The 26558-nt window shown below is 72.4% G+C and carries 17 protein-coding genes; 5 read left to right on the top strand and 12 right to left on the bottom strand.

Features of this window, described 5'->3' with window-relative positions; genetic code table 11:
- Positions 1-18: 18 nt before the first annotated feature.
- The 11 genes from BM109_RS29310 to phnD all read right to left on the bottom strand — a co-directional run bounded on the left by BM109_RS29310 (position 19) and on the right by phnD (position 17598).
- Positions 19-2016: a caspase family protein gene (locus BM109_RS29310; RefSeq protein WP_093350819.1), complete on the bottom strand. Its 1998-nt coding sequence runs from the start codon at positions 2014-2016 to the stop codon at positions 19-21.
- 20 nt (positions 2017-2036) lie between these two features.
- Positions 2037-3191 carry a hypothetical protein gene (locus BM109_RS29305; protein ID WP_093350817.1) on the bottom strand — a complete coding sequence of 385 codons (1155 nt, stop codon included), beginning with the start codon at positions 3189-3191 and terminating at the stop codon, positions 2037-2039.
- Between the two features lie 27 nt (positions 3192-3218).
- Positions 3219-3968, bottom strand: coding sequence for a hypothetical protein (locus BM109_RS29300; RefSeq protein ID WP_093350814.1), 750 nt, complete (start codon positions 3966-3968; stop codon positions 3219-3221).
- 52 nt (positions 3969-4020) lie between these two features.
- Positions 4021-5628, bottom strand: a complete 1608-nt coding sequence (locus BM109_RS29295) for a murein transglycosylase A (protein WP_093350812.1) — start codon at positions 5626-5628, stop codon at positions 4021-4023.
- Between the two features lie 54 nt (positions 5629-5682).
- Complete coding sequence (locus BM109_RS29290) at positions 5683-7611, bottom strand: serine/threonine-protein kinase (RefSeq protein ID WP_093350809.1); 1929 nt, start codon at positions 7609-7611, stop codon at positions 5683-5685.
- Between the two features lie 652 nt (positions 7612-8263).
- Positions 8264-8872 carry a type VI secretion system-associated protein TagF gene (tagF, locus tag BM109_RS29280; protein ID WP_256222852.1) on the bottom strand — a complete coding sequence of 203 codons (609 nt, stop codon included), beginning with the start codon at positions 8870-8872 and terminating at the stop codon, positions 8264-8266.
- Positions 8873-8889: 17 nt separating this feature from the next.
- Complete coding sequence (gene tssM, locus BM109_RS29275; RefSeq protein WP_093350804.1) at positions 8890-12492, bottom strand: type VI secretion system membrane subunit TssM; 3603 nt, start codon at positions 12490-12492, stop codon at positions 8890-8892.
- Positions 12489-13856: a DotU family type VI secretion system protein gene (locus BM109_RS29270; protein ID WP_093350802.1), complete on the bottom strand. Its 1368-nt coding sequence runs from the start codon at positions 13854-13856 to the stop codon at positions 12489-12491. Before BM109_RS29270 ends, tssM begins: the two co-directional genes overlap by 4 nt.
- A 24-nt stretch (positions 13857-13880) precedes the next feature.
- Positions 13881-15212: a type VI secretion system baseplate subunit TssK gene (gene tssK / locus BM109_RS29265; RefSeq protein ID WP_093350799.1), complete on the bottom strand. Its 1332-nt coding sequence runs from the start codon at positions 15210-15212 to the stop codon at positions 13881-13883.
- Between the two features lie 206 nt (positions 15213-15418).
- On the bottom strand, positions 15419-16438 hold the full coding sequence (locus BM109_RS29260) for a phosphate/phosphite/phosphonate ABC transporter substrate-binding protein (protein WP_371268858.1): 1020 nt from the start codon (positions 16436-16438) through the stop codon (positions 15419-15421).
- Positions 16435-17598, bottom strand: coding sequence for a phosphate/phosphite/phosphonate ABC transporter substrate-binding protein (gene phnD, locus BM109_RS29255; protein ID WP_256222851.1), 1164 nt, complete (start codon positions 17596-17598; stop codon positions 16435-16437). Before phnD ends, BM109_RS29260 begins: the two co-directional genes overlap by 4 nt.
- A 425-nt stretch (positions 17599-18023) precedes the next feature.
- Here phnD and BM109_RS29250 point away from each other — a divergent pair, with 425 nt between their 5' ends.
- The 4 genes from BM109_RS29250 to BM109_RS29235 all read left to right on the top strand — a co-directional run bounded on the left by BM109_RS29250 (position 18024) and on the right by BM109_RS29235 (position 23968).
- The gene (locus tag BM109_RS29250) at positions 18024-19913 is read left to right on the top strand and encodes an ATP-binding response regulator (protein WP_093350794.1); all 1890 of its coding nucleotides are present in this window, start codon (positions 18024-18026) and stop codon (positions 19911-19913) included.
- A gap of 185 nt (positions 19914-20098) precedes the next feature.
- Complete coding sequence (locus BM109_RS29245) at positions 20099-21163, top strand: ABC transporter substrate binding protein (protein WP_093350792.1); 1065 nt, start codon at positions 20099-20101, stop codon at positions 21161-21163.
- Positions 21160-23148, top strand: a complete 1989-nt coding sequence (locus BM109_RS29240; protein WP_093350789.1) for a hybrid sensor histidine kinase/response regulator — start codon at positions 21160-21162, stop codon at positions 23146-23148. The genes BM109_RS29245 and BM109_RS29240 overlap by 4 nt, the downstream gene beginning before the upstream one ends.
- Before the next feature lie 22 nt (positions 23149-23170).
- A complete protein-coding gene (locus BM109_RS29235) occupies positions 23171-23968 on the top strand; it encodes a hypothetical protein (protein ID WP_093350963.1) in 798 nt (265 codons plus the stop codon).
- Here BM109_RS29235 and BM109_RS29230 read toward each other — a convergent pair.
- Positions 23926-25623 (bottom strand): glycosyltransferase family 2 protein, encoded by a 1698-nt coding sequence (locus BM109_RS29230; RefSeq protein WP_093350787.1) that lies wholly within the window; start codon positions 25621-25623, stop codon positions 23926-23928. The two genes, BM109_RS29235 and BM109_RS29230, sit on opposite strands and share 43 nt — an antisense overlap.
- 77 nt (positions 25624-25700) lie before the next feature.
- Here BM109_RS29230 and BM109_RS29225 point away from each other — a divergent pair, with 77 nt between their 5' ends.
- Positions 25701-26558 (top strand): glycosyltransferase family 25 protein, encoded by an 858-nt coding sequence (locus BM109_RS29225; RefSeq protein ID WP_093350784.1) that lies wholly within the window; start codon positions 25701-25703, stop codon positions 26556-26558.

The following is a 26558-nucleotide window of genomic DNA, read 5'->3' as shown; positions in this document are numbered from 1 at the left end:
GCAATCTCCTTGAAAAAATCATCGGGACGCGGCGTCCGCGGCGCCCCAGGACAACATCGCCGCGTAGAGGCGGCGCCGCGGCGGCTCCACCTGGCCGCGCACGCGCAGGTCGGCCAGCACCGGCTCGACCGCCGCACCGAACAGCCGCGGCCCGCTCTGCGGCGCGGCCGGCGTGGCCAGCACGAACAGGCGCGCGCCTTCGGCCGAGAGCCAGGGCAGCTCGAAGCGCTTGGCGGCCGGCGCCTCGCGCGTGCCGCGCTCGAAGCGGTTGCTCTCGCCGGGATCGGACGGGTACTCGGCGCGCGGACGGCCCTGCGCATCGATGCCCGCCACCACCATGTCGACCGAATGGCCGCTGGTGTTGCGCACGTTGAGCGCCGCGCGCTCGCCGTCGCGCAGCGGCAGCAGGTTCGCCCCGCTGGTGCGCAGCGGCCCGCTGCGCGCGAGCCGGTCGCCGTTCCAGACCTCGAGCACGGCCTCGAAACCGTCGATCGGCATCTGCGTGCCCTCGCCGAGCGCGCACAGCTGGCGCCACCACTTGAGCCGCGCCAGCGTCTCGAGCCGGCGCCGCACCGCGGCCTTGTCGCCCAGGCGCTCGCTGCCGGCACCGAGCGCCGGCGACTGCCATTCGATGCGCTGGCCGGCCGAGCCGAGGTCGCTCCAGCGCAGGTCGGCCGGCGCGCCCGCGCTCACCGCCACCACCGAGGCCGGGTAGTCGAGGCCGATGCCGGGCGGCAGCGGGCCGTCGCTGCGCACGCGCAGCGCGGTCGAAGGCGGCGCGGCCAGCGGCGAGGCGCTCCACAGCACCGCGCCCGCCAGCTCGCGCAGCGCGGCGGGCACCGCGAGGCTCGCACCGTCGAGGTCGACCTGCGATGCGCGCGCCTGCACGCTGCGCACGGTGCCGTCCTCGAGCGTGGCGTTGATGCGCAGTTCCTGCTGCGGCTGCAGGCCGTCGGCCAGGCCGGCCTGCAGCACCAGGCTGTCGCCGCTGCGCTGCGCGCGCCACACCGGCAAGGTGGAGACGGCGCCGGCGCTGTTGGCGAACAGCGGTGCGTCGAGGTTGCCCTCGGCCACCGGCGAGGGCAGCTCGCGGGTCGGGAAGCGCTGCGCCAGTTCGTCGATCACCGGCGGGTAGAGCGCGAGCACGCCGTCGAACAGCTCGCGCCAGGTGGCGGGCCGGCGTTCGAGCGCGCCGGCCACGGCCCAGGTCAGCAGGCCCTGCGGCCGCGCGTTGCGGCCCTGGCGCGGCAGCCGCAGCTCGGGCGTGATCTGGTGGCTCTCGGAGGCGAAGAAGGCGACGTAGCGCGCGCGCGCCACGCGCTCGGCCACGGGCGGCGCGGCCGGCGCGGCGAGCGGCACGGCCGCCGGCGCGGCGCGCAGCTGGCCCGCGCGCAGGCCGCGCCAGCGCACCTCGTCGTCGGCCGGGCCTTCGGCGACGGCGGGCACGGCGGCAGCGGCATTGCGCGTCATCGAGGTGGCGGCGCAGGTGTCGAACACCGACCAGACGAACACGCCGCGCGCGAGGAAGGCCTGCACCCAGCCGTCGAAGTCGACGTCGCGCACGCCGCCCGCGAGCGCGCTGTCGACGCCGACGGCACCGCGCACGTCGCGCGCGAGGAAGTTCTCGGCCAGCCCGTCGGGCTCCTGGTAGCGCTTGGTGGCATCGCGCCAGCGCGTGCCGTGGCCCGAGAAATAGAGCAGCACGAAGTCGCCGCTGCGCGATTGCGCGAGCAGCCGCGACAGCGCGTCGTGGATGGCCTGCGACTCGGGCAGCGCGGCACCGCTCACGCCATCGGCCAGCGTCGTGATGTCGCCCGCGCCGAAGCCCTGCCGGAGCAACGCGTCGCGCATCAGCGCCACGTCGTTGCGCGGCGCCTGCAGCCACAGCGACTGCGGCTGGTTGACGAGTTCGGAGACGCCCACGAGCAGCGCGCGCTGGGTGGCGAAGGCGCGCGGAGCGAGGCAGGCGAGCGCGAGCAGCAGGAGCCACGAAAGCCAGGCCTCCCGCGTCGCCATCGACCGCCGCGCGCCATGGCTCATGGCCGCTCCGACGCCCGTCCCGCCGCTTCGACCAGCGGCGAGGCGGCCAGCACCTGCAGGCTCTTCTCCACGTCGGGCACGCGCAGCCGCCACACGCCGTTGCTGCCGGGACCGCCGACCACGTCGGCCGAGATCGCCTGCAGCAGCCGGTCGGCCTCGTCCACGCGCACGCCGTCCTTCCAGCGCACCGTGAGATCGGCACCGGCCGCGGCCGGTGCCGTGGGCACGGCGCGGAAGCGCACGTCGTCCTGCGCATCGTGGCCGCCAAACAGGCCCGCGTTCTGCACCACCACGCACAGGGCCAGCACCGCGAACGCGGGCCGCATCCAGCCGTCGGCGCCGAGCCAGCGCCGCACGCTGCCCCACCAGCCGCCCTCGGGCCCGGGCTGGGGCCGCGCGCGCGGCGCGGCGGCCGGGCCGGGCGCGTTGCGCGCGGCCGGCAGCCAGGCCGCGCCGAGCTGCGAGGCCGCGTCGCGGTACAGCGACTGGTATTCGACGCGCGGATCGCGCGGGCCCAGCGGCGTGCCCGACAGCACGGCGAACACGCCGCCCACGGTGCGCAGCGCGATGCGGCCAGGCTCGGGCGCGATGGCGGGCGCGGCCTGCGCGGCCCACTCGTCGTGCACCGCGCGGATCGCGGCGAGCCGCGTGGCCGAGACCTCGCCGAGCACGCGCGCCGCCAGTTGCGGGCTGGGCTCGAGCGTCAGCACGTTCCAAGCCTGGATCAGTCCGAAGGCCGGCTCGAAGGGTTCGTCGTCGGGCTCGAGCAGCACGTCGAAGGCCGAGGCCCAGTCGGCCTCGCCGGCCGCCATCCAGCCCTGCCAGAGCTCGCCGTGGATGCAGCGGTCGAGCAGCACGCCGAGCAGCCGGCCCTCGTGCACCACGCTGACCAGCCGGCCCGGCGCCCAGCGCGCGCCGAAGCTGCGCTGCGCCACGGCCTCGCGGCGGCGCGCGAGCTCGGCCAGCGGCAGCAGCAGGTCGACCGGCGGCGGCGCGGCCGCGGCGGGCGCTGCGGGCGCCTCGCCGCGCGCGCCGGGCATGGCGACGGTCGCGAGCCCGGGCGTCTCGGGCGCGAACGCCGAAGCGGCGCCGGGCCCGGTTTCGAAGGCGCTGCGGATCGCGCTGAGCGGTGGCCAGAGATGGGTGGTCATGGCGTCTGTTCCTGAATGGCTATGTCTTCAGGCATAAGACGCTTCAGCGCCCAGGATTTTGAAAACCTGCAGGATCGCCGCCATGTTGTCGGCCTCGATGGCGATGCCCAGGGTGCCCTGGAGCCAGCCGCCGAGCCGGGTCTTGGCGTAGTCGGCGGTCAGGCCTTCGCGCTTGTGCACCAGGCCGAGCCGGCCCGCGCGGTAGTGGTAGGAGGCGATGGCATGGCGCGAGGCGATGCCCGACAGGCCGCCCTCGGCCTCCTTGCCGAAGCCCTCGCACAGCAGGATGCGCTCGGGCTCGGGCAGCTCGGCGATGAAGGCGCGCGCCGCCTGCTGCACCGCGAGGCTGCTGAGGCCGTGCTCGGCCAGGCAGCCCTCGAGGTCCTCGTCGGCGCCCAGTTCGTCCTCGAGCTGGGCCTCGGTGATCTGGTCGCCGATCGACAGCTTGCGCTTGAAGGCGGCCGAGCGCGTGCAGTCGATCAGGTAGCGGCGGAAGTACGCGCACAGCGCGAAGGCGGTCGAGGGCGCGCTGTGGCCCGCGCGCTCCTCGGCCTCGTCGGGATCGGCATCGAGCCGCAGCACCTTGACGTAGATGAACTGCGCCACCAGCTCCTGGCGCCCTTCGCCGAGCACCTGCAGCTCGGGCGGATTGCAGGCCACCAGCGCGTCGCCCACGATGCGGTACATGCGGCCCATGTCGTTCGACGTCAGCGTCTGGCGCCGGCGCCACAGGCGCACGAGTTCTCCGCTTTCCTCGGACGACAGCGTTTCCTGCATGGATTCAACGGCCGGAGCCGGGCCTCGTGGCGGCATTCACGCTGTCATCTCCTCAATCGTCCTCGCAGACGCCCTCGGTCGGCACCAGGCATTGCGCGAGGCCGGCGCCGACCGGCGCGCCGCGCGTGCGGATCGCCGAGGACACGGCGGCGCTCGCCACCGCCAGGCCGCGCGGCAGCAGGATCCAGAGCTGGCCGCGTTCCTTCATGCGGCGCGCATTGGTCGCGGCCTGCTGGCCGTTGCCGAAGAAATAGTCGGCCCGCACCGCGCCGCGGATCGCGCCGCCGGTGTCCTGCGCGATGGTCAGCCGCTGCATCGGCGCGCCGCTGCCGGGCGTGCGCGTCGAGACGAACACCGGGTAGCCGAGCGGCGTGCTGCGCGGATCGACCGCGATCGAGCGGCCGGCCGACAGCGGCACGCCGAAGGCGCCCACCGGGCCGCCGGGCGTGGTCGCCTCCTTGAAGAACACGTAGCTCGGGTCCTTGATGCCGGTGCCGGCCACCGGGCCGGCCGCGCGCCGGCCGGGCACCATCACCGCGCCGCTGGTGGCGGGCCGCGCCAGCGTGAAGCCGCGCGTGCGGATGGTGGTCGAGACGTTGCCGGCATCGTCGTCGTCGCCGTCGTCGAGGTCGAGCTCGATCGACGAGCCGCGCACCTTGACCGGGCTGCGCGGCTTGCCGTTGGCGGCCTGCGCCAGCGTGGGCCGGAACGGCTGGCCGTTCTGCTCGGCGTAGGCGACGCGGATCATCTCGCCGCTGGCCAGGCGGATGCGGCCCGAGCCCTGGATCTGCATCTCGTAGAGCGCGGTGGCGCTCGAGACGAAGGCCAGCACCTTGGCGTTGGGCGCGCCCTTGGTCTCGATCTCCTCGCGCGTGTAGTACGGCAGCAGTTGCTTGCCCTCGACGCGCAGGCGCACCTTGCGGTCGAGCGTGTCGCGCACGATGCCCGAGAGGTCGAGCGCATAGAGGCCCGGCGCGCCCATGTCGCGCGTGCTCAGGCCGGTCTGCACCACCACGTTGCGGCCCTGCACGCGCGCGGCCACGGTGCCGTCGCCCGCGGGCAGCTTGCGCGCGTCGGCGAACAGCATGTCCTCGGGCTGGCCGTACACCGGATAGATGAACGGCGGCGCGTAGCTGCGGCTGCCCTGGATCTCGGGCTCGAAGTAGCCCGTGACCACGCCGTCGGGGCGGCGGTCGTCGTCGCGGATCTGGTAGACCGAGAACTCGGTCTCGAAGAAGTTGCGGATCGAGGGATTGCTCTTGCCGTCGACCTTGACCGCGCGATCGCAGACCGACTTCCATTCGGTGCCGCGGCCGTTGAGCACCTTGCAGCTGCCGAGGAAGGCGGGCCAGCTCTCGGCGAAGTCGTCGCGCGTCCAGCCCGGCACGGCATCGAAGCCGACCGCGGTGTAGGTGGCGAGCTGGGTCGAGAAGGTGCGCGCCTGGCCGGCCACGCTGCCGCTCGAGGGCGGGCGCGGCGCCGGGGCGGGCGCGGGCGCCGCCGCGGCCGTGTCGGTGCTGGCGGCGGGCGTCTCGGTCGCGGCGGGCGGCGGCACGGCGCAGCCCGCGAGGAAGGCGGCGGCGGCAGTCGCGGCTGCCACGGCGGCCCGGTGCAGGGCCGGCGCGGGCGTCGGCGCGAGGGCCGGCAGGTGCTTGTTCATGGTGAAGATCTCCTTCGTGGAAAGGTGGCCCGTCGGGTCACGCTCTACAGACGATTACTTCTCGACGATTTTGAAATTGGCGACGCCATAGACGTCGTTGCAGGGGGTGTTGGGCGCGCATACCGGCTTGCCCAGCAGGGGGGAAGGTCCGCTGCCGCGGGTGGTCTCGAGGGCCGCGAGCACCGGCAGCGGGAACTGCGGGAACACGCCCTCGTTCTGCACGCCGGAGGCACCGAAGTCGCGCTCGTGCTCGCTGACGAGCACCGCGAACTGGTTGGTCCCGGCGGGCCCACCGGCCTCCATCGGCCACGAGGCACGCGGCAGCGCGAGGGGGCTGCCGGCGGTGATCTTGTTGTACTTGTCGAGCAGGTTCGGGAACAGCAGGAACATCTCGCCGCCGCTGGACAGCAGGAACACGTAGACGAAGCCGTCGCGCTTGCTGCGCACCTCGAAGGCCAGCTTGTCCTTGCCGATCGCCACCTCGGGCTTCCTGGCCGAGGCCGTGACCTCGAAGCCGGCCGCGGCACCGCCGGCCAGCGACTGCAGCGATTCGAGCGGCGTGCGCGGCGATGGCGCCGGCGCGGGCGGTGGCGGTGGCGGGGGCGGCGGTGTCTGCGCGACCTGCTGCGTGTCGCCGCCGGGCGGCGGCGGCGCGCTCGCGATCGGCGGCGGCGTGTCGCCATGGCCACGGCCCTGGAACCACCACCAGCCACCGCCGGCCGCGGCCGCGAGCAGCGCCACCGAGACCAGCGCCACGGCCGTCTTGTTGCCGCCCGGGCGCGCACCCGCCGACGGTGCCGGCGCGGGCGGCAGCACCACGGTCTTGCCGCCACCGCCGCTGCGGCTGTTCGGCCCCGGTGCCGCCGACGTGCCGCGCGAATGCTGCGAGGGATGCGCGGGCGGCGCGATGCTCTGGCTGGTCTCGAGCCCGAGCGCCGCGCGCAGCTCGGCCATCGACTGCGGCCGCGCCTCGGGCCGCACGCCGAGCCCGGCGTCGATCGCCGCGAGCAACTGCGGGCTGTAGCGCTGGCGCAGGATCTCGTTGCCCGCGAGCGGCACGTAGCTGTCGGACAGGAGGCGCGCCACCGACGGCGGCGGCGCGCGGCCGCACACGGCCACGTGCATCACGGCCGCGAGCGCATAGACGTCGGTCCATGCGCCCTGCGACATGTCAGGCATCTCGGCGTACTGCTCGATCGGCGCGTAGCCCGGCTTGAGGATCACCGTGATCGCCTGCGTCTTGTCGGTGATCACGCGCCGCGCCGCGCCGAAGTCGAGCACCACCGGCCGGCCCGAGCCTTCGAGCAGGATGATGTTGTCGGGCGCGATGTCGCGGTGGTAGCAGTTGGCGCCGTGCATCACGCCGAGCGCCTGCGTGACGCCATCCATGATGCGCACCAGCCAGGCTTCGTCGACGCCCGCGGGGATCGACACCAGCGCCTGGCGCAGGGTGTCGCCGCGGTAGAAGGGCATCACCATGTAGGTGGTGCCGCGCTCCTGCCAGAAGCGGTAGACCTTGAGCAGCGAGGGGTGGTCGAACTGGGCGAGCAGGCGGGCTTCGTTGATGAAGCTGCGCATGCCGAGGTCGAAGGTTTCGCGGTGGCGTTCCGAGAGGGGGACTACGCTGCCGTCGCCCTGGCGGGTGGAGAGGGAGGAAGGGAGGTATTCCTTGATCGCTACGACGCGTTCGAGGGTGTGGTCCCAGGCTTCGTAGACGACGCCGAAGCCGCCTTGGCCTATGACTCGGGTGATCTCGAATTCTGCGAGGCGGCTGCCTACGGGGAGGAGGCCGGCTTCGTGGGGTGTTCCTTGGGATGGGCCCGTGGCCGGGTTTGTCGGGGGGTTCGTGGGGGCGAACAACGGGCTGTTGGTGCGCGTGGGCTGGCCGGACGTGATGACTGTGGCGCTGTCGTCCAGGGGCGTGGTTCGGGGGACGACTCGGGTGCGGTCGTCGTTGCCTTCGGGTTTGGTTTCTTCGGTCATCGGGTCCTCCGGGCCTCTTCGGGGCTTGCTCCTGGCGGGAGGCTGTCGGCCGGGTCCCGCCCCGGCGGGCGGCTCACTTTCTTTGTCTCGCCAAAGAAAGTAAGCAAAGAAAGGCGACCCCACTGTCTGCGACCCTTCGCTTCGCTACGGGCAACCTGCGGTGCTCGCGTTTCGCGGGGTCTCGCAGAACTCGCTTCGCTCAAACAGCTGCGAGCCCTTGTCCGCGAAACGCTGCGCTCCTCGGCGCAGCCAGAGGGGTGGTTCGGGCCGTCGCTGCGCTCGGCCACCAAGACCCAACCGGCCTTCGCGTTGCTCGGCCTTGGTGAAAGATCCAGGGCCTACGCATCCCAGCACCCCACACAAGGACGCGCCACGGCGCGTTGACCCTAATCCCCTCTGGCTGTGCCGAGGAGCGCAGGAGAAAGCGGGATAAGGGCCGCAGCTGTCTGAGCGCAACGAAGTGGAGCGAGTTCTGCGGACCCCCGCTTTCTCCGAGCACCGCAGGTTGCCCGTAGCGAAGCGGAGGGACACAGACAGTGGGGTCGCCTTTTCTTTGGTTACTTTCTTTTGGCGAAGCAAAAGAAAGTAACTCGCCCGCCGGGGCGAAATCCCGGCCGACACCCTCAAAAAAACAATCAGAGGAAGACAAAGCTCACTCCCCTCCCCCAAGAAACAGCGCCTCGAACTGCAAATCCATCGGCAGCCCAACGCAAACCATCCGCAGCCCACTTTCAACGGAAGGATCCCCAATCCACAAAGAGGCCCCTTCCAAAGGCAAAGCCAACGCCCCTTCAGAAGACGAAGCATCCGAACCAGAAGCACCAAACAACCGAGCCAACGCAGCATCAAACCGAGCCGCATCCAGATCCAACTCCAACCCTTCCAAAGCAGCCTGCGTAGCCACCCCCCACCACCGCAAGGCAGCCACCAACGCAGCCCCCTCGAGCTCAGAGAGCAGCGGGTCTTCCAACTCCACCGCCACGGTGAAAGGAAAGTACCGCCCCACCCCATCGACCGAAGGCATCAACACCCCGATCCACCCCCGCTCCCCCGCCACCCGAGGCCCGAGCACGAAGCACCACACCGGCGCCTCGAGGTAATGCGAAGTCCAGTCCGCATGCCGATCCCGCAACCGGGCGAGCCCGCGCTGCAGCCACGCATCCCACACCTCCCGAAACGATTCGGGCAAGCGGCGATGCGCGAAGTCCCCCATCCCCGGCAACTTGCCGAACCATCCCGGCAATTGCGTGGAAGCGAACAACGGGGACGAGGCGAGGTTCACAAGCCCTCCGGGCACGAGAACTCGCGCAGTTCCTTCAGCCGGATCGGGTGCTGCACGCTGTTGGTCGTCACCTCGAAGCGGGTGCGCCGGTTGCCGACCTGGAAGGTGATGAAGAACTTCTCGGGCGCGTCGCCGGCCTCGAGCTGCCCGTCGTCGAGCGTGCGGAACAGCGCCCACGGCCCATCGACCGCCGAGCCCGAGCTGCCCGTCGCCGAGGGCGGGCTCACCTGCACGCGCACCTGGTTGCTGCCCTTCGGGCCGGGCCACTGCACCGCCATCGGCACCACGGGGCCGTGCGCGTACTTCACCAGCTGGCCGTCGACGTCGAGGATGAACTGCGTGATGCTCGCGTCCATCTCCACCGGCTTGAAATCGAGCCGCATCGACGGGCCGCGCCCGCCGCCGCGGAAGAAGATCTCCTTGATGCGCGCCGCGCGCTCGAACTGCGCCAGCGCCTGCGTGGTGATGGCGCCGCGCTCGGCCACGGGCTTGTAGCGCCACGGCCGCGTGCTGGTGTCGACCAGGGCGGCCAGCCGCTTCTGGAAGAAGTCGTCCATCAGGCCGCCGGCGCCGAACATCTGGCCGAAGTCCTCGGGCAGCACGTCGCGCTTGCTGCTCTGCACGAAGGGATAGCGGCCCGCGATGGCGCGCGCGCAGAACTCGGCCACGGGGCGCAGGTCCTGGCTCAGGTTGCCGCGCTCGGCCACCTGGGCCTGCGTGGCGCCGGTCTGGCTCAGGTTCTCGATCATGCTGCGCACCGGCTCGGGCAGGCGGCCGGCATCGGACTTGAGCTTGCCGGCCACGTCGCCGGGCGGCGGCGAGGTGCGGCCCTTGACCGCGGTGTCGACGGCGTTGAGGTAGACGTAGACCTCGTTGAACAGCTTGAGCGCGTCGTCGATCGGTGCCGGCTGGTTCGGGCCGCCGGCGGTGACGAGGCGGCGCAGCGATTCGAAGCGGTCGTCGACGATGCTCTCGATGCGCTTGCCGGGCGCGACCTGGCGGCCGGGGTCGCCGCCGAACAGGTCCTCGAGGCCCTTGCGCGTGTTGCGCACGGTCTCCGAGGCCTTGCTCACCACGTCCTTGCTAGCGTCGGCGGCGGGAATCAGCGTGGTCTGCTTGACCACGGCGCGCAGGAAGTTCGCGAGCGGCGAATCCACGCCCGAGAGGATGCGCGCGGTCTCGATGTTCTTGTCGAGGCCGGTGACGCGGATCAGCCGCACGTCGGCCAGCAGCGCCTCCCACTGCTTGACGTACTCGGCCAGGTAGAGCCGGCGCACGCGGTCGGTGAGCTCGCCGAGCGCGGCCGCGTCGCGCAGCCGGTCGGCGGTGCTGCGGTCCTGGCCCAGCACCCACGGGTCCTCCTGCGCGAGCAGGCCGGTCAGCACCACCACCTCGTTCTGGAAGCGCTTGTGGTAGCCGTCGTAGGTGAACATGCCGGGCACGCCCTCGGTCAGCGGCTTGCCGCTGATGCGCTCGAACACCAGCGGGCCCGAGGGACCGGTGGCCTGCGCCACGCTGAAGGCCGGGATGTCGCGCGAGGCGCGCTGGCGCTTCAGGCGGCTGAACACGCGCTGCTCGAGCGGATAGCTCGCGAGCACGGCGCGCACGCTGCGCACCAGGTTCTCGTCCACCTTGAGCGGCGAGCGCGGCGGGCCCTGCGCGATCAGCACGTCGAGCTGGTCCTCGAGCTGCTTGCGCTGGTCCTCGGGAATGCCGCGGTCGAGGCTGCGCGACCAGTCGAGCGTGATCCAGGCCTTGAGCGCCTCGGGATCGAAGTGCTCGGGCTGGTAGAGCATCAGGTAGCTCTTGAGCGCCTCGTAGGTGTACTCGAGGTTGTCCTTCTGCGCGGTGCGCAGCTGGTCCTCGAGCCGCTTGGCGATCTGCGGCAGGAAGGCCTCGTTGAGCGCGCGCTGGTGCACCAGCATGGCGGCGGCATCGAGCTTGTCGCCCTGGTAGAGGCCCAGGGTCATGGCCAGCGGCTCGTCGCCCAGGCGGTTCTCGGGGGTGCGCCAGATGTCGCGCAGGTTCTGCAGCACCGGTGCCACCTCGACCAGGTTCTGCACGCGCGCCGGCAGCGCGGCCAGGTTCTGCTTGGCCGGCTCGACGCGCGCCTCGACCGACTTCAGGTAGTCCATGTTGCGCAGCGTGCTGTAGCCCCAGGCCGCGAGCAGGCCCACCGTGAGCAGCGTCATCGCGGCCACGGCCGCGAAGCGCAGCGTGTGGCGGCGGCGCTCGAGCTTGACGTCGGCGCCGGCCAGGCGCTGCTCGGGGAACACCACCTCGCGCAGCAGCGTGGTGAGGAAGTAGCTGCGCCCGCTCGACTTCTGCGGCGCGAGCATCGCGCGCTCGATGCCGAAGCTGCGCGACAGGCTGCCCATCACGCGGTCGATCGGGCTGCCTTCCTGCGTGCCGCTGGTGAAGTACACGCCGCGCACCCACGGCGGCTGGGTGAAGCGCGAGCCGGTGAAGACCTGGTCGAGCAGGTCCGACAGCAGCGGGCCGATGGAGCCGAACTGCGCCGGGAAGCCGAAGATCGCCGCGCGCCGCGTGCCGTCGGTCTCGCGCTGCATGCGCGCGATCAGGCCGTCGTTGACGCGGTGGTGCAGCAGCGCGAACTCGCGCTGGAACGCGGTCGACAGGCCCTTCTCGTCGACCTGCTGGTTCTCCTCGGGCGGCAGCGTGAAGCCGAACACCTGCGCGCGCTGCTCCTTGCCGAGGTCGTCGAAGTAGTCGGTGAAGCCGTACAGCAGGTCGCTCTTGGTGACCAGCACGTAGACCGGCAACCGCGTCGTGAGCTTGCCGTCGAGCTCGAGCAGGCGCGCGCGGATCGAGGCCGCGAGCTGCGAGCGCGCCTCGGGGCCCTGGCTCAGCAGGTCGCCGACGCTGACGGTGAGGAACACGCCGTTGAGCGGCCGGCGCGGGCGCACCTTCTTGAGCAGGCCGAGGAAGCCTTCCCAGGCGTTCTTGTCCTCCGACTGGTGGCTGTCCTGCGTGGTGTAGCGGCCCGCGGTGTCGATCAGCACGGCCTCGTCGGTGAACCACCAGTCGCAGTTGCGCGTGCCGCCCACCCCGCGGATGGCGCCGGGGCCGAACTTCTCGGCCAGCGGGAACGACAGGCCCGAGTTGACCAGCGCGGTGGTCTTGCCCGCGCCCGGCGCGCCGATGAACACGTACCAGGGCAGGTCGTAGAGGTAGCTGCCGCCCGAGATCGAGAGCCAGTCGCGCCAGCCGGGCTTCTTGCCGGCCGCGTGCAGCTTCATCTGCTTGAGCGTGGCCACGGCCTCGTTGAAGCGCGTGTCGAGGATCTGCTGCTCGCCGGCCACCGGCGTGCCGGCCTTGGCCGCGGGCGCCTTCATCAGGCCGTCGGTCAGGTGCTGGCTGGCGCGGCGCGCGCGCCAGCGGCGGTAGATGGCGCGCAGCAGCACCAGCAGCACGATCACGCCGATGACGATGGCGCGGGTGGTCTCGCTCTCGAGCGGCGCCAGCGCGCCGATCTTCACCAGCGGGCCGATCCACCAGATCAGCAGCGCGACGACGATCAGCGCGAGCAGCGTCAGCAGCAGCGGGCTGAACAGGAAGCCGAAGATTTTCTTGATCATTTGGTCGCTCCCGTGGCGGGCGACGGCGCAGGCGGCGCGGCGGCGGCGGGCGCCGACGCCAGGCGCTCGGGCTCGGTCAGCAGCACCACCTCGACGCGGCGGTTGCGCGCGCGGTTGGCGGGCGAGTCGTTGGGCGCGACCGGCTCGGCATCGGCCTTGCCGTCGGAACGCATGCGCGCCGGATCGACCAGCGTCGACAGCGCGCCCTTGACGGCGTCGGCGCGCGCGGCCGACAGGTGCCAGTTCGACGGATAGCGCAGCGAGCGGATCGGCTGGTTGTCGGAGTGGCCGGTGATCAGCACTTCGCCCTTGACCTCGGCCAGCGCCTGGCCGATGCGGCGCAGCACCGGCAGCGACTGAGCCATCGGGTCGGCGCTGCCCGAGCTGAAGAAGGAGTCGCCGCGCAAGCGCACCACGCTGCGGTCGGCCTCGTCGGTCACGGTGACCAGGCCCTGCTTGATCTCGGGCTCGAGGAAGCGCGCGAGCCGCGGCGTCTTGGCCGGCGCGGCCGGCGGCGCGATCTGGATGTTGGGCACGCGCAGGCTCGACAGCGCCGAGTAGGTGGTGTCGGAGCGGTAGTTGAGCGTGAGCCGCAGGCCGAACCAGGCCAGCGCGAGCAGCAGCGCGAAGCCGGCCGCGAACACCCACAGCGGCAGCGACTCGCGCAGCCGCACCGTGCCCGCGCCCTGCCCGCGCCAGTGCGGCGAGAGCTCGGGCTCGACCGCGGGGCGGTCCTTGGCGATCAGGTCGGCCAGCCGCTGGCGCACCGAGTCGAGCTGCGCGCGGCCGTTGTCGACCACGCGGTAGCGGCCCTCGAAGCCGAGCGCCAGCACGCTGTAGATCAGCTCGAGCAGCTGGCGGTGCGTGGGCACGTCCTGCGCGAGCTTGGCCAGCAGCTGGAACACCTTCTCGCCGCCCCAGGTCTCGTTGTGGAACTGCACCAGCAGGCTCTGCTTGTTCCAGCCGGCCTGCACGCCCCAGGGCGTGTTGGCCACCGCCTCGTCGAGCGCGGTGCACAGCACGTAGCGCGCGGCCAGCACCGATTCGTTGCTCACGCCCGCGCGGCGCGCGTTCTGGTCGAACTGGTTGACGGCCTCGGCGGTCGAGGCGCGCAGCGCCGGCACGTTGGGCGGCTGCACCAGGTTGCGCAGCTTGCCGATCAGCACCAGCAGCTTGCCGGCCGCCGACACCAGCGGATTGAGCAGGCCGAGCTCGCCGAGGTCGGCCACCGGCGTGGGATCGGTGGCGGGAAAGAAAGGCGCCGGCGCGGCCGAGGCCGCCGGCGCATTGGCCGGCGTGCGCGGCTTGGGCTTGATGACCGTGCGCTCGGACTCGAAGGCGGCGAAGGGGTCGGGTGTGGTCATGGTTTTTCCGTCCTGTGCCGATGGCTAGCCACGGATCGCCCAGAACGCGAGGTCGAGGCCCGGGAAGTCGCCCGCGATGTGCATCGCGACGCCGCCCGACTGCTCGAGCTGGCGCCAGAGGTCGCTGTTGCGGGTCTCGAGCTCGAAGTAGTTCGCGCCCGCATGGAACGGGATCTGGCGCGGCGCCACCGGCATCGGCGTCAGCGTGACGCCCGGCAGCGCGAGGTTGACGAGGTCGCGGATGCGCTCGACCGGGCCGATCTTGACCTGCGTCGGGAAGCGCGCGCGCAGCGCCTCGCTGGGCATGTGCGCATTGACCGCGAGCACGAAGACCGCGTTGCGCTGCAGCTCGACGTCGCTGATCACCGCCACCCGCACGCCATGCTTGCGGTCGTGCAGGTCGATGCGGATCGCCGACTGCTCGAGCACCATCGACAGGCTGCGGCGCAGGTCGTCCATCAGCGGCCGGAAGCTCAGCGCGAGGTCGTCGTGGATGTAGGGACCGAAGCGCGCCACCCGGCGCGAGTCGCGGAAGCTCGCGAGGTCGCCGGCCAGGCCGAGCGCCTGCTCGAAGAAGCGCTGCGGATGCAGCATCGCGCTCTTCGCGAGATGGGCGAACACCGCCTCGTTGCGGTTCACGGTCTGCAGCAGCATGAAGTCGGCGATCTCGGCCACGCCGCCGGTGCCGCCCTGCGTCATGCGCCCGGCCAGCGCCTCGCCGCGCTGGCGCAGCAGGCCCAGCAGCTCGTCGAGCCAGGCGCGGATCACCGCGTGGCCGGCCACGTCGAGCAGCGGCGGCAGCATCGCGCGCTCGAGCTGCACCTGGTTGTCGACGCGGCGCTCGACCACGCGCGCCACGCCCAGCGTGGTCCAGGCATCGGTGGCCTCGCTGGCGCGCATCAGCCGCGTGTGGAGCTGGCCCAGCTGCAGCATCGCGGTGCGCTCGCCCGCGGTGTTGGAGTCGGGCACGTCGGACTCGAGCACGCGGTGGCGCACCAGCTCCTCGTACTCCTCGGCATCGGCCTCGCGCGCCCCGGCGCGGCGCAGCGGCAGCGCCAGCACCACGGCCTCGTCGCGCATGGTCTGGGGGATGTCGATCGGTTCGGGCAGCGGATCGACCGCCGGCATGTCGAACACCGTGCCGTCGCCGAACACGCCCACCGCGCGCACCAGCGCCAGCTTGCCCAGCGTCAGCGCGGCCTGGTCGATCTCCAGTTCGGCGAAGCCCCAGGCATAGGGCGTGGTGGAGCGCAGCAGCACGTGCCGCGCGTGATCGGCATGTCGTTCGCTCTGCTGCAGGTGCTGGGGCTGCAGCAGCATCCCCTCGCTCCAGACCACTTTTGTTCGCCAACTCATCCGCTCGCACTCCGTCAACGGCAAGGGCTGCCTGTAAGAAGCGGTGAGTTTCCGGCGCGCGAAGTCGTGGGCAAATCCGCCTTAAGGCCTAGCTAACGGCATAGGCGGCGCGCGAGGACGTACGGCGAAGGGAGTAGACGCGGGCCCGATGCGGGCTCGAAAGCGATGGGGATGGCGCCGCGAAACGGACGCGCGGCCTCGGCGCGTCAGCGCGCGGGCGTGCCGCCGAGCATGCGCACCTGGTCGGCGTAGACCTTCTCGATGCGCTGCAGCCGCTGCTCGCGCGCGGCATCGTTGACCCACTGCGCGGCCATCGCGCGCTGGCGGCCGAGCTGGCGGTCGAGCCGGGCCTGCGGCAGCAGCGCGCTGTCGTCGGCCGCCGCATAGCCGAAGCCGGCGCGCAAGGTCTTGAGCACCTCGCGCTCGGCATCGGCGCGCGGCCCCTTGCCCTGGCCGTAGTTGGTCAGGAAGGACTGCAGCCGGGCCTGGAACTCGGGCGGCCAGCCGCGCCGCACCACCATCGGCGCGCCCGGCGGCGGCTGCGACTCCCACACCACCTGCAGCCGCTCGGCCTCGACCGGGAACTGCTCGCGGAAGCGCTCGAAGTCGGTGCTGTTGTTGGTGGCGACGTCGGCATCGCCATTGGCCACGGCCAGCGCGGTGGCCTGGTGGGTGTCGACGATCTCGCTGCGAAAGCGCGTCTCCATCACGATGTGGTTCGGCAGGAACAGCTCGCTCTGCGGCACCTGGAAGCCGGTCACCGAGCGGCTGTCGCCGCGCGCGAGCCGCCATGACTCGGGCCTGGCGAGCAGCGCCTCGAGGCTGTTGAAGGGCGGCGCCTTGCGCATCAGCAGCACGGCGCGGTGCTCGGGCATGCCGGGGCGGCGCGCGATCTGCGCGATCACCTTCATGCGGCCCTGGGTCACGGCATCGAGCGCCATCTTGGCCGACAGGAAGGCCATGTCGATCTCGTCGCGGCCGATGGCGCGGTCGAGCTCCTCGTACGAGGACACCGAGTAGGCGCTCACCGGCACGCCGATGGAACGGCCGAGGTCGGCCAGCAGCGGCGTCCACAGCGCGCGCGACTCGACCGCGCCGCCCAGCGGCAGCACGCCGAAGCGGATCGCCTTGACGGGCTCCGGCTGCGTGGCCTGCGCGGCCGGCACCGCGGCGCAGGCCGCCACGGCCAGCACCGCCAGCCACGCGGCGCGCAGCCAGGCGATCAAGGCGAGACGTCCTTCAGCACGCCGACCTGCTCGGCATAGCCGCTGTCCAGCCGCTGCAGGCGCGCCTGGCGCGCGGCATCGTTGACCCATTGCGCGGTCTTGGCGTTCTGGGTGGCGAGCTGGTAGGCCAGCTTGGCCGCGGGCAGCAGCGAGCTGTTGTCGGCCGGCACGAAGCCCGCGAGGTCGTGCAGCGACTTCAGCACCACGCGCTCGGCATCGCCTCGCGGCCCCTTGGCGCGGCCGTAGGCCACGAGGAAGGCCTGCACGCGCTGGCGCAGCTCGGGTGGATAGTCGCGCCGCATCACGATCTGCGCATGCGGGATCAGCTCCGACTCCCACAGCACCTGCAGCCGGCCGGCCTCGGCCGGGAAGCGCAGCTTGAAGCGCTCGAAGTCGGCCGTGTTGTTGGTGGCGACGTCGGCCTCGTTGTTGGCCACGGCCAGCGCCGTGACCTGGTGCGTGCCCACCACCTCGCTCGCGAAGCGGGTCTCCATGGCGATGTGGTTGGGCAGGAAGAATTGCAGCTGCGGCACGATGAAGCCCGACACCGACTGCTTCTCGCCGCGCGCGAGGCGCCAGCGCTCGGGGTCGGCCAAGAGGCCCGCCAGCGTGTTGAACGGCGGCGCCTTGCGCGCCAGCAGCAGCGCGCGGTAGCCGGGCAGGCCGTCGTGCCGCACCACCTGCGCCACCACCTTCATGCGGCGCTGGCTCACGGCGTCGAGCGCCATCTTGCCCGACAGGAAGGCCATGTCGACGTCGTCGCGCTGGATCGCCTGCTCGAGCGCCTCGTAGGAATTGACCGAGAGCACCGCCACCGGCCGGCCGAGCGCGCGGCTGAGCTCGGCCAAAAGCGGATCCCAGTCGCTGCGCGATTCGAAGGCGCCGCCCAGCGGCAGGATGCCGAAGCGCATCGGCGCGGCCTCGGCGCCATGGCCGCCGGCGGCCGTGAAGCCGCCCTTGACGGTCTGGGCCGGCGTGGACTGGGTCGAGGGGGGAATGGTCGAGAGCGAGGGCAGCGAGGGCGGGGCCGGGGTCTGCGCCAGCGCCGCGAACGGCAGCGAGGCACCCAGCAGCGCCGCCGCCAGCCAGCGCGACCAGCGAGGCCGACGGATACCGGTGGGCTCGGAGAGGCCTTGGGAACAGCGCAGGAAAGCCGGCATATTTGGACGGACGAGAGAGGCCGTGACGAACCGGCCGGTCTAAGGGCCTGTTAACCCTATTCAAGGGGTTGCGTTGCCCCGCAAAGGGACCGGATGCAAGGCGCCCGCGCGCAGCAAGGCTGATGCCTTGCAAGCGCGGGCAACGCCGCAGACGGTCCCTTTGCGGGGCAACCCGGAGGGAAGCTTGCCATAGCCCGCCCCTCGGCGTTGCGCTCCTTGCGTGTGCGGACGCACACGCGGCGTCGCGCGCCTTGATGGGCGGGCTATGGCAAGCTTCGCGACCCCTTGAATAGGGTTAACAGGCCCTACCATGGCGAAGCGGACGCCATTAGATATCAACCAGAAGCAGTTTTCGTGATGTTTTTCCCGTCTTCCCTGCCCTGCAAGGCCTCCGTAGGCTCGGCCGCCATGCATTTCCCGCGTCCATGAACTGGAACTTCGCCGTCGTCCGCGGCCTGGCGCGGCTCACCTTCGCGCAGCAGCTGATCCTGCTGGCGATGCTGCCGGCCATGGCGGCGACGCTGGTGGCGATCACGGTGCTCACGCGCCAGCACCTGGACAACCTCACCGAGCTGATGCGCGCCAATGCGCAGACGGTGGCGCTGCAGGTGGCCACGGTGGCGCAGGCGCCGATCGTGCGCATGGACCGGCGCGCGCTGCAGCGCACCGCGCAGTCGGGCACCTACCAGCCGCATGTGCAGCAGGTGCAGATCTGGTCGGACGACGGCGAGATCGTGGCCAACTCCGAAACCATGGACCGCGCGCGCGGCGAGGGCCTGCAGGTGGTGGTGCCGATCGTGGGCGACGACGGCCGCACCAGCGGCAAGGTGATGGTCGAGATCAGCCTCGGCGCGGTGCAGAACGCGCGCCGCTCGGTCTGGCTCAACGTGGTGCTGGTGCTCGGCGCCAGCCTGGTGGGCGTGGGCCTGGCCGGCTGGTGGGCGGCGCGCCGCATCAGCGAGCCGATCCGCGCGCTCGGCAAGGCGGTCGACCGGCTCGGTGCCGGCGAGGCCGCGAGCGTGACGATCGAGGGCACCTCCGAAGTGCAGCACCTGCAGCGCGGCTTCAACGAGGCCGCGCGCGCGCTCGCCGAGAGCCACCGGCTGCTGCAGAGCCGCATCACCGAGGCCACGGCCGAGCTGGCGCGCAAGAACCAGCAGCTCGAGGTCGCGAGCCAGGCCAAGACGCGCCTGCTGGCCGCCGCCAGCCACGACCTGCGCCAGCCGCTGCATGCGCTCACGCTGTTCTCCGACGGCCTGGCCAACGGCGAGACCGATCCGCTGCGGTTGCAGCGCATCGGCCACATCCGCGAATGCGTGGACTCGCTCGACCGGCTGTTCTCCGAGCTGCTGAACCTCTCGCAGCTCGACGCCGGCGTGCTGCAGCCGCAGTGGGTCGATTTCCCGCTCGACCGGCTGTTCGACGAGATCAGCCGCAACTTCCGCCCGGTGGCCGAGCAGCAGGGCCTGCGGCTGGTGGCGCGCAAGACCGACCTGTGGGTGCGCTGCGACTACGTGATGCTGTCGCGCATCCTCAACAACCTGGTGTCGAACTCGCTGCGCCACACGCTCGAGGGCGGCGTGCTGATCGGCGCGCGCAAGCGCGGCCGCGGCGTGCGCATCGACGTGGTCGACACCGGCGTGGGCATCGCGCAGCAGCACCAGGCGCGGGTGTTCGAGGAGTTCTACCAGGTCGAGCCCTCGGGCCGCCAGGCCTCGCGCGGCACGCGCGGCATGGGCCTGGGCCTGGCCACGGTGCAGCGGCTGGCCGAGCTGCTCAACACGCGCGTGGAACTGAGTTCGCGCCTCAACAAGGGCACCTGCGTGCGGGTGCTGGTGCGCTCGGCGCCGGCCGCCTTGCCCGCGCCGGCCGTGACCGCGCCGCACGTGCCCGAGAACGACGAGCGCTGCCTCGAGGGCCTGCGCATCCTGGTGATCGACGACGAGCGCACCATCCTCGAAGGCCTGACCGTGGTGCTGTCGAACTGGGGCGCCTCGGTGCTGGCCGCGCAGACCCGCGCCGAGGCGCTCGCCATGGCCGACACCTGGCCCGTGCCGCCCGACGTGGTGGTCAGCGACCTGCTGCTGCAGGGCGGCGACAACGGCCTCGACGTGATCGCCGCGCTCGAGCGTCATCCGCGCGGCATCGGCACCGGCACCGCGCGCCTGCTGGTCACCGGCGAGACCAAGCCCGACCGCCTGCGCGAGGTGCAGAGCGCGGGCATCACCGTGCTCTACAAGCCGGTGTCGCCGCGCGTGCTGCGCCAGGCGATCATGGCGCAGCGCACGGCCGCGATGCAGGCCGTGCAGGCCTGAGAACACGCTCCGGACAACGGTCTTCGGTGGCGATACGCCATCGGAGATAGGCCAAGCGGCCGTCGGCACGTGAACTTCCTCACAGCCCCGCAGGGTGCGCGCCGCGGGCATAAGCCCTCCGCCTTATCGCGCGAAGCAGGGCCCTTCCGTACATTGAGCCATCGCCCCTTGTGGCAGAAGCCTTCATGTCCGTCGCCGCGAAAACCTCTCCCCCGATCCACTGCACGACCCGGTTGCTGCGCGGTGCCGCCCGCGCGTGGCTGGCCTGCGCCGCGCTGCTGGGCGCCGCGCTGTGCCCGGCCGCCGGCTTCACGGTGCTGATGGGCGACGACCTCGCCGCGCATGCCGAGTTCGTGCAGCAGCTGCGCCAGGGGCTGGACCCCGCGAGCCGCTTCGAGCTGGTGCGGCTCGCGCCCGGTTCGACCGGCGTGCCCGACAACGCGGCGGCCGAGCCCGGCGACGTCAACGTCGGCGTGCGCACGCGCAGCATGCGGTCCTCGATCTCGAGCGCCGAGGGCGGCTCGCTGACCATGGCGGTGGGCGCGGTGGCCGCGCGCGCCGCCATCGAGCGCCCGGGCCAGGAACCGCTGGTGCTCGCGATGCTGAGCCGGCTCGACTACGAAGGCCTGCGCACCAGCCCCGCGCTGCGCCGCGCCGACCGCCGCGTCGGCGTGCTGCTGCGCGACCCGGCCATGGCCGACCAGCTCGCGCTGGTGGGCGCGGTGCTGCCGGCGCAGCGCCACCGCATCGGCGTGGTCGCCACGCCCGAGTCCGAACCGCTGGTGCGCGACCTGCAGCGCGCCGCGCAGGTCCAGCCCGGCGGCGGCTGGGACCTGCAGGTGGAATACGCGCCCGACGCGCGCTCGCTCGCCACCGCATTGCGTGCCGTGGTGCCGCGCAGCGATGCGCTGATGGTGCTGCCCGACCTGATCGGCGACAACCAGGCCGCCACGCTGTCGGTGCTGCGCGCCGGTGCCGGCGCCGGCCTGCCGGTGTTCGGCGCCAGCGAAGGCCTGGTGCGTTCGGGCGGCCTCGCGGCCGCGGTCTCCACGCCCGCGCAGCTCGCGCAGCAGGCGCGGCTGCTGGCGCAGAAGGTCGCGAGCAGCGGCAGCGCGGGCGGCGGAGGCAATCCGCTGGTGGAGGCCGCGACGCCCGCCACCGTGCGCATCAACCCCACCGTCGCGCGCGGGCTCGGGCTGCGGCTGCCCGAGGAACGCGAACTGACGGAGCGCCTCACCGTCACGCGATGAGCGCCACCCGGCCGCCCGAGGGCGCGGACCCCAGCCCGGCCACGGCGCCGGCCGAAGCACCCACGCCGGGCCTGGCCGCCGGCGCGCTGGTGGTGCGCGGCAACCTGCAGCGCGACCTGTTCCGCCTCGGCGTGGTGCCCTGCGTGGCGGTGGCGCTCGCGCTCACCGCCTGGTTCACCCACAACCGGCTGCAGACGCTGGAGGCCGCCTTCGACGCCGAAGGCCAGGCGGTGGCGCGCCAGGTGGCGGCGATGTCCGACCTGAGCCTCTATGCCGGCGACCTGCCCGCGCTGCAGAACGTGGCCAACGCCGCGCTGCGCGGCGGCCAGGTGATGCGCGTGGAGATCAGCAACAGCGCCGGCGTCTACGTGACGGCCGGGCCCAAGGCCGGCTCGCTCGCGCAGCTGCGCATGTTCACCGCGCCGGTCACGCTGCGCGAGGCCTCGCGCGCCAGCGCCTTCGCGCCCGCGGGCTCGACCGCCGCGGGCGAGACGCCGGTCGGCCTGGTCCAGACCTTCCGCGACACCACCGCCTATTCGCGCGAACGCACGCGCTCGCTGCTCGCGGGCATCGGCATCGCGATGGTGGCGCTGCTCGCGGCCTGGGCCTCGGTGCGCCACATGGCGCGCACGGTGGCGCGGCCGCTGCGCCGCGTGTCGCGCACCGTGGCGGCGCTCGAGGCCGGCCATTTCGAGATGCGCTGCGGCGTGGTCGAGGGCGGCTCGCGCGGCACGCACGAACTGGCCATGCTCGCGCACGACATCGACCGCCTGGCCGAGCGGCTGCAGCACAACCGCCAGGTCAGCGAGGAGCGCGTGCGCGAGGCCACCGCGGTCGCGCTGCAGCGCATGGCCGAGGCCGAGCAGGCCGCGCTGTCGCGCGCGCGCTTCCTGGCCGCGGCCAGCCACGACCTGCGCCAGCCGCTGCATGCCATGGGCCTGTTCATCGACGGCCTGCTGCCCGGCGCGAGCGAGGCGCAGCGCCCGGCGGTGCTGCGGCTGCAGGAGAGCACCGAGTTCATGGGCGTGCTGCTCGACGACCTGCTCGAGATCTCGCGGCTCGATGCGCAGGTGCTCACGCCGGCCATCGCCAAGGTCTCGCTGGCCGCGCTGTTCGACCAGCTCGATGCCCAGCACGCGGCCACCGCCACCGAGCTGCGCGTGCGGCTGCGCTGGAGCGACCGCGGCCTCGCGGTGCGCAGCGACGCGGCGCTGCTCAAGCGCATCGTCGGCAACCTCGTGACCAATGCGCTGCGCCACGCGCCCGCGGGCGGCACCGTGCTGGTGGCCGCGCGCCGCGCGCGCAACGGCCCCGACGGCGGGCGCGGCGTGCGCATCGAGGTGCGCGACGACGGCGTGGGCATCGCGCCGATCCACCAGCAGCGCATCTTCGAGGAGTTCTACCAGGTGGCAAACACCGAGCGCGACCGCCGCCGCGGCTTCGGCCTCGGCCTCGCGATCTGCGCGCGCATCGCCACCCTGCTGGGCACGCGCATCGCGCTGCGCTCGGCGCTCGGCGCCGGCAGCACCTTCGCGCTGACCCTGCCCGCGGCCAATGCCGCCGACATCGCGCCGCCGCAGCCGGCACCACCCGCGCCCGCGCCGCTCGCGGGCCTGCGCTGCCTGGTGGTGGACGACGACCCGGCCATCCTCGACGGCAGCCGCGCGCTGCTCGAGCAGTGGGGCTGCCAGGTCGAATGCGTGGCCACCGGCGCCGAGGCGATCGCGCGGCTGGGCACCGGCGACATCCCCTACGACGCCGTGCTGTGCGACCTGCAGTTGCCCGGCGACACTGACGGCATGGACGTGATCGACGCCGCCAAGCGGCTGCAGCCCGAGGCGCTCGCGGTGCTGGTCTCGGGCGCCACCGGGCCCGATGCGCTGCAACGGCTGCGCCACAGCGGCGCGACGCTGTTGACGAAGCCGGTGGCACCGGCGAAGCTTCGGGCCCTGCTGTCGACGCGGCGGCATGCGCAGCCCGCATGAACACGCCCATTGCTCCACCACGATGCTGCCCATCGACGCCCTGAAAGACATCCGCCCCTTCATCGCCACGCCCAGCTACAGCGGCGCGATGACCAGCGACTACGTGCGCAGCCTGCTCGGGCTGGTCAACCTCGCGTGGCGCCACGGCTTTCCGATGCAGACGCGCTTCCTCGACGGCGACAGCCTGATCCCGCGCGCGCGCAACCGGCTGGTGGCCGAGTTCATGGCCGACAGCCGCTGGACCCACCTGTTCTGGATCGATGCCGACATCGGCTTCGAGCCCGAGGCCGCGCTGCGCCTGCTGCTGGCCGGCCGCGCGGTGGTGGCCGGCGCCTATCCGCAGAAGAACGACGGCTGGCCGCGCGCCGGCCTCGCGCAGCCGCTGCCCGCGGGCAGCACGCGCGAAGACTTCGAGGCCAAGCACGCGGTGTTCCCGGTCAACCTCACGGGGCCCGAGGTCGCCGGCCGCATCGATGCCGACGGCTTCGTCGAGGTGCTCGATGCGCCCACCGGCTTCATGCTGATCGAGCGCGCCGTGTTCGAGCGGCTCGCGCAGGCCCTGCCCGAGCTGCGCTACACGCCCGACCGCATGGAGGACGAGACGGCCGCGGCCTGGCCGCACCACCGCTTCTTCGACGTCTGGGCCGAGCCCGGCAACGGCCGCTACCTCAGCGAGGACTTCGCCTTCTGCCGCCGCTGGCAATCGATCGGCGGCCAGGTCTTCGTCGACACGCGCTCGCGCCTCACGCACACCGGCACGCGCACCTACCGCGGCGACTACGCGCGCTCGCTCGCGGCCAGCGCCGGGCCGTCGGCCTGACGCAGATCGGCCGGCAAGGTCCCCAGGTCGTAGCCGCGATCGGGCGCGATCTTCTCGAGCCGCAGTCCCGGCCCCTCCTCGGCCAGGTAGTCGTAGCCGATGGCCTGCCAGCGGTGCCCGGGATCGAGGCGCCGGTAGCGGTCGCGCCGCGCGATGCGGTCCTCGCGCCGGATCATGCGCAGGTGGTAGAGGCGGAAGTAGCTGCGGAACATCCGGCCATGCTGCGCGACCGCATCGGGATACCAGGGCCCGTGCAGCGCGGGCGCCGCGTCGAAGGCGATCTCGCGCGGCAGCCGGAACAGGCACACGCGCGACTTGGCGCCCCAGGGGCCGTCGTCGCGAAAGCGGTCGGGCGCGTCCCAGAGTTCGCGCACGGCGAGCGAGAGGCAACCCAGTGGCGTGTCGGACAGCGAATCGACGATGGCACCGAGGTGCCGCAGGAACAGGCTCTCGTAGCGCTCGTCGGCATCGCAGACCAGCACCCAGCCCGCGCCATGGCGCTGCGCGCATTCGAGCAGGCGGCGCCTGTTCTGCGTTTCGTTCCAGTCGCCGCCCGGCGGGTTCGACAGCAGCTCGAGCAGCTTGGGTTCGCGCCGCAGGATCCGCGCGGTGTCGTCGGTCGAACCGTCATCGAGCGCGATGAAGCCGTCGACATGGTCGCGCAGGTGGTCGAGGCAGCCTTCGAGCAGCCGCGCCTCGTTGCGCAGCTGCAGCAGGCAGACGATGCGCAGCCGCGAGGCTAGCGGCTGCGGCGGCGCGGCGCTGCAACGCGGGCAGAAGTAGTGCGGCGCCGGTTCGTGGTGCAACATGCGCGCGCAGAGCTCGCACTGGCGGCGCGAGCCCATCGCGAACACGGGCGCGGGTTGCCCCCACGCACGCATGGCCCCGGCATCGGCCGGTGCCGGATCGTCACGGGCGATGCGCGCGAAGTCGCGCCCCCAGTCCTCGCCGTTCGCGCGCGCCTTCGCGGGCGTGCACTTGCGCCAGTCGTTGTCGGGATCGAACTGCTCGGCGCCGTCGCGCGTCTCGAACGACAGGTGCAGCAGCTTCAGTTCGGCACAGGCCGAAAGCCGCCAGCCCGCCATCTCGAGCCGCACGCGGAAATCGTCGTCGTCGCCGCCCCAGCCGGCGAACGATTCGTCGTAGCCGCCGACCGCCTCGAAGGCCTCGCGCGGGCCGCACAGCGAACCGTAGAAGGTGCGCAGGAACAGCGCCTCGGGCACCTGGCGCGCGAACAGCGCGGCCAACGTGGCCAGTGGCCCGTCGACCGCGTCGAAGCGCGCGAAGCCCACGCGGCCCAGCACCACGCCGCGCTCGACCGACAGCGCGGCCTGCAGCGCCAGCGCGGGCCCGTCGTCCACATAGGCCGACTCGGGCGAATGCACGAGCACGAAGCGGCCGCGCGCATGGCGCACGCCGACGTTGATGGCGCGGCAGGGCGGGCGCCAGCCGTGCGGCCGGTCGTTGACGACCACGCGCCAGCACACCGTGTCGAAGCGCGCGAGCAGTTGCAGCAGGTCCTGTTCCTCGGCCGGTTCGTCGAGCGCGATCACCACCTCGATGCCGGGGCGCGACCAGTACGGCGCGTTGAGCGCGGCCACGCGCTCGAACTCCGCGCGCTTGCGGTAGAACGGCAGCACCACGCTGAGCATCATGCGGTCCGCCCTCCGGCGATCGGCGCGATGGCGAAAGACAAGGGAGACAATGGCAGGACCTGCTTCATCCCCGCATCATGAACGGTTGCTTCATCAATCTGCAACGCAGTGGCGATCGCCGCGCGGCCATGGAAGCGCAGCTGCGCGCGCTCGGCATCGAGGGCGTGGCGCGCTTCGAGGCGATCGACGCGGCCACCCTGCCCGCGGCGCCCGCCGATGCCGCCACCAGCGCCGGCGAGCGCGCCTGCTTTCTCTCGCATGCGCGCGCGCTCGAGGGCGCGCCGCCCGACGGCTTCTTCCTGGTGCTGGAAGATGACGCATTGCTGAGCCGCGCGCTGCCGCCGCTGCTGCGGCCCGAGGCGCTCGCGCAACTGGCCGACTGGGACCTGGTGTTCCTCGAATGCCTGCCCTACACCTCGGCCCACAGCCTGCTCGCGCTGTGGCAGGCGCTGAAGAAGCAGCTGCCCGCCGATCCGGCCGCACCGCGCGATGCGATCGCCGGCATCGAGGTGCTCGATGCGCGTGGCCTCTACAACTGGGGCGCGGTCGCCTACCTCGCCACGCCGAAGGGCTTGCGCGCCTTGCCGCCGCTGCTGCGCGAGGCGCTGGCCGATGGGCCGGCGCAGGCCTTCGACATGGCCTTGAACCGCTGGGTGGCCGAAGGCCGCCTGCGCGCCGCGGTGCTCGCGCCCTTCCTCGCCACGCCGCGGCTCGAGAGCCATGCGCAAAGCACCATCGACGACCGGCCGCGCGCGGCGGAGAACGACGCGCTCGGCGGCGCGCTGCGGCGGTTGTTCTTCGCCGGCCCGATCGATGGCCTCGAGGCCCATGTGGCCGGCTACCGCCACGCGACGCTGACCGACGACCCGCAGCTGCGGCTGCTGGCCGACCTGATGGCGCAGCTGTTCGTCATCACGGCGCGCCCGACGCGCTGA

The sequence above is a fragment of the Variovorax sp. PDC80 genome (assembly GCF_900115375.1).
In the GTDB taxonomy this organism is placed as follows: Bacteria; Pseudomonadota; Gammaproteobacteria; order Burkholderiales; family Burkholderiaceae_C; genus Variovorax.
This window is presented reverse-complemented; position numbering and strand designations above follow the sequence as displayed.

Excerpts from the sequence above, each read along its gene's own strand:
- BM109_RS29235 (WP_093350963.1), top strand. The coding sequence starts at position 23,171 with ATGCTGCCCATCGACGCCCTGAAAGACATCCGCCCCTTCATCGCCACG.
- BM109_RS29300 (WP_093350814.1), bottom strand. The coding sequence starts at position 3,968 with ATGCAGGAAACGCTGTCGTCCGAGGAAAGCGGAGAACTCGTGCGCCTG.
- BM109_RS29225 (WP_093350784.1), top strand. The coding sequence starts at position 25,701 with ATGAACGGTTGCTTCATCAATCTGCAACGCAGTGGCGATCGCCGCGCG.
- BM109_RS29230 (WP_093350787.1), bottom strand. The coding sequence starts at position 25,623 with ATGATGCTCAGCGTGGTGCTGCCGTTCTACCGCAAGCGCGCGGAGTTC.
- BM109_RS29295 (WP_093350812.1), bottom strand. The coding sequence starts at position 5,628 with ATGAACAAGCACCTGCCGGCCCTCGCGCCGACGCCCGCGCCGGCCCTG.
- tssK (WP_093350799.1), bottom strand. The coding sequence starts at position 15,212 with ATGAGTTGGCGAACAAAAGTGGTCTGGAGCGAGGGGATGCTGCTGCAG.
- BM109_RS29245 (WP_093350792.1), top strand. The coding sequence starts at position 20,099 with ATGTCCGTCGCCGCGAAAACCTCTCCCCCGATCCACTGCACGACCCGG.
- BM109_RS29250 (WP_093350794.1), top strand. The coding sequence starts at position 18,024 with ATGAACTGGAACTTCGCCGTCGTCCGCGGCCTGGCGCGGCTCACCTTC.
- BM109_RS29305 (WP_093350817.1), bottom strand. The coding sequence starts at position 3,191 with ATGACCACCCATCTCTGGCCACCGCTCAGCGCGATCCGCAGCGCCTTC.
- BM109_RS29290 (WP_093350809.1), bottom strand. The coding sequence starts at position 7,611 with ATGACCGAAGAAACCAAACCCGAAGGCAACGACGACCGCACCCGAGTC.
- BM109_RS29310 (WP_093350819.1), bottom strand. The coding sequence starts at position 2,016 with ATGGCGACGCGGGAGGCCTGGCTTTCGTGGCTCCTGCTGCTCGCGCTC.
- BM109_RS29270 (WP_093350802.1), bottom strand. The coding sequence starts at position 13,856 with ATGACCACACCCGACCCCTTCGCCGCCTTCGAGTCCGAGCGCACGGTC.
- phnD (WP_256222851.1), bottom strand. The coding sequence starts at position 17,598 with ATGCCGGCTTTCCTGCGCTGTTCCCAAGGCCTCTCCGAGCCCACCGGT.
- BM109_RS29240 (WP_093350789.1), top strand. The coding sequence starts at position 21,160 with ATGAGCGCCACCCGGCCGCCCGAGGGCGCGGACCCCAGCCCGGCCACG.
- tssM (WP_093350804.1), bottom strand. The coding sequence starts at position 12,492 with ATGATCAAGAAAATCTTCGGCTTCCTGTTCAGCCCGCTGCTGCTGACG.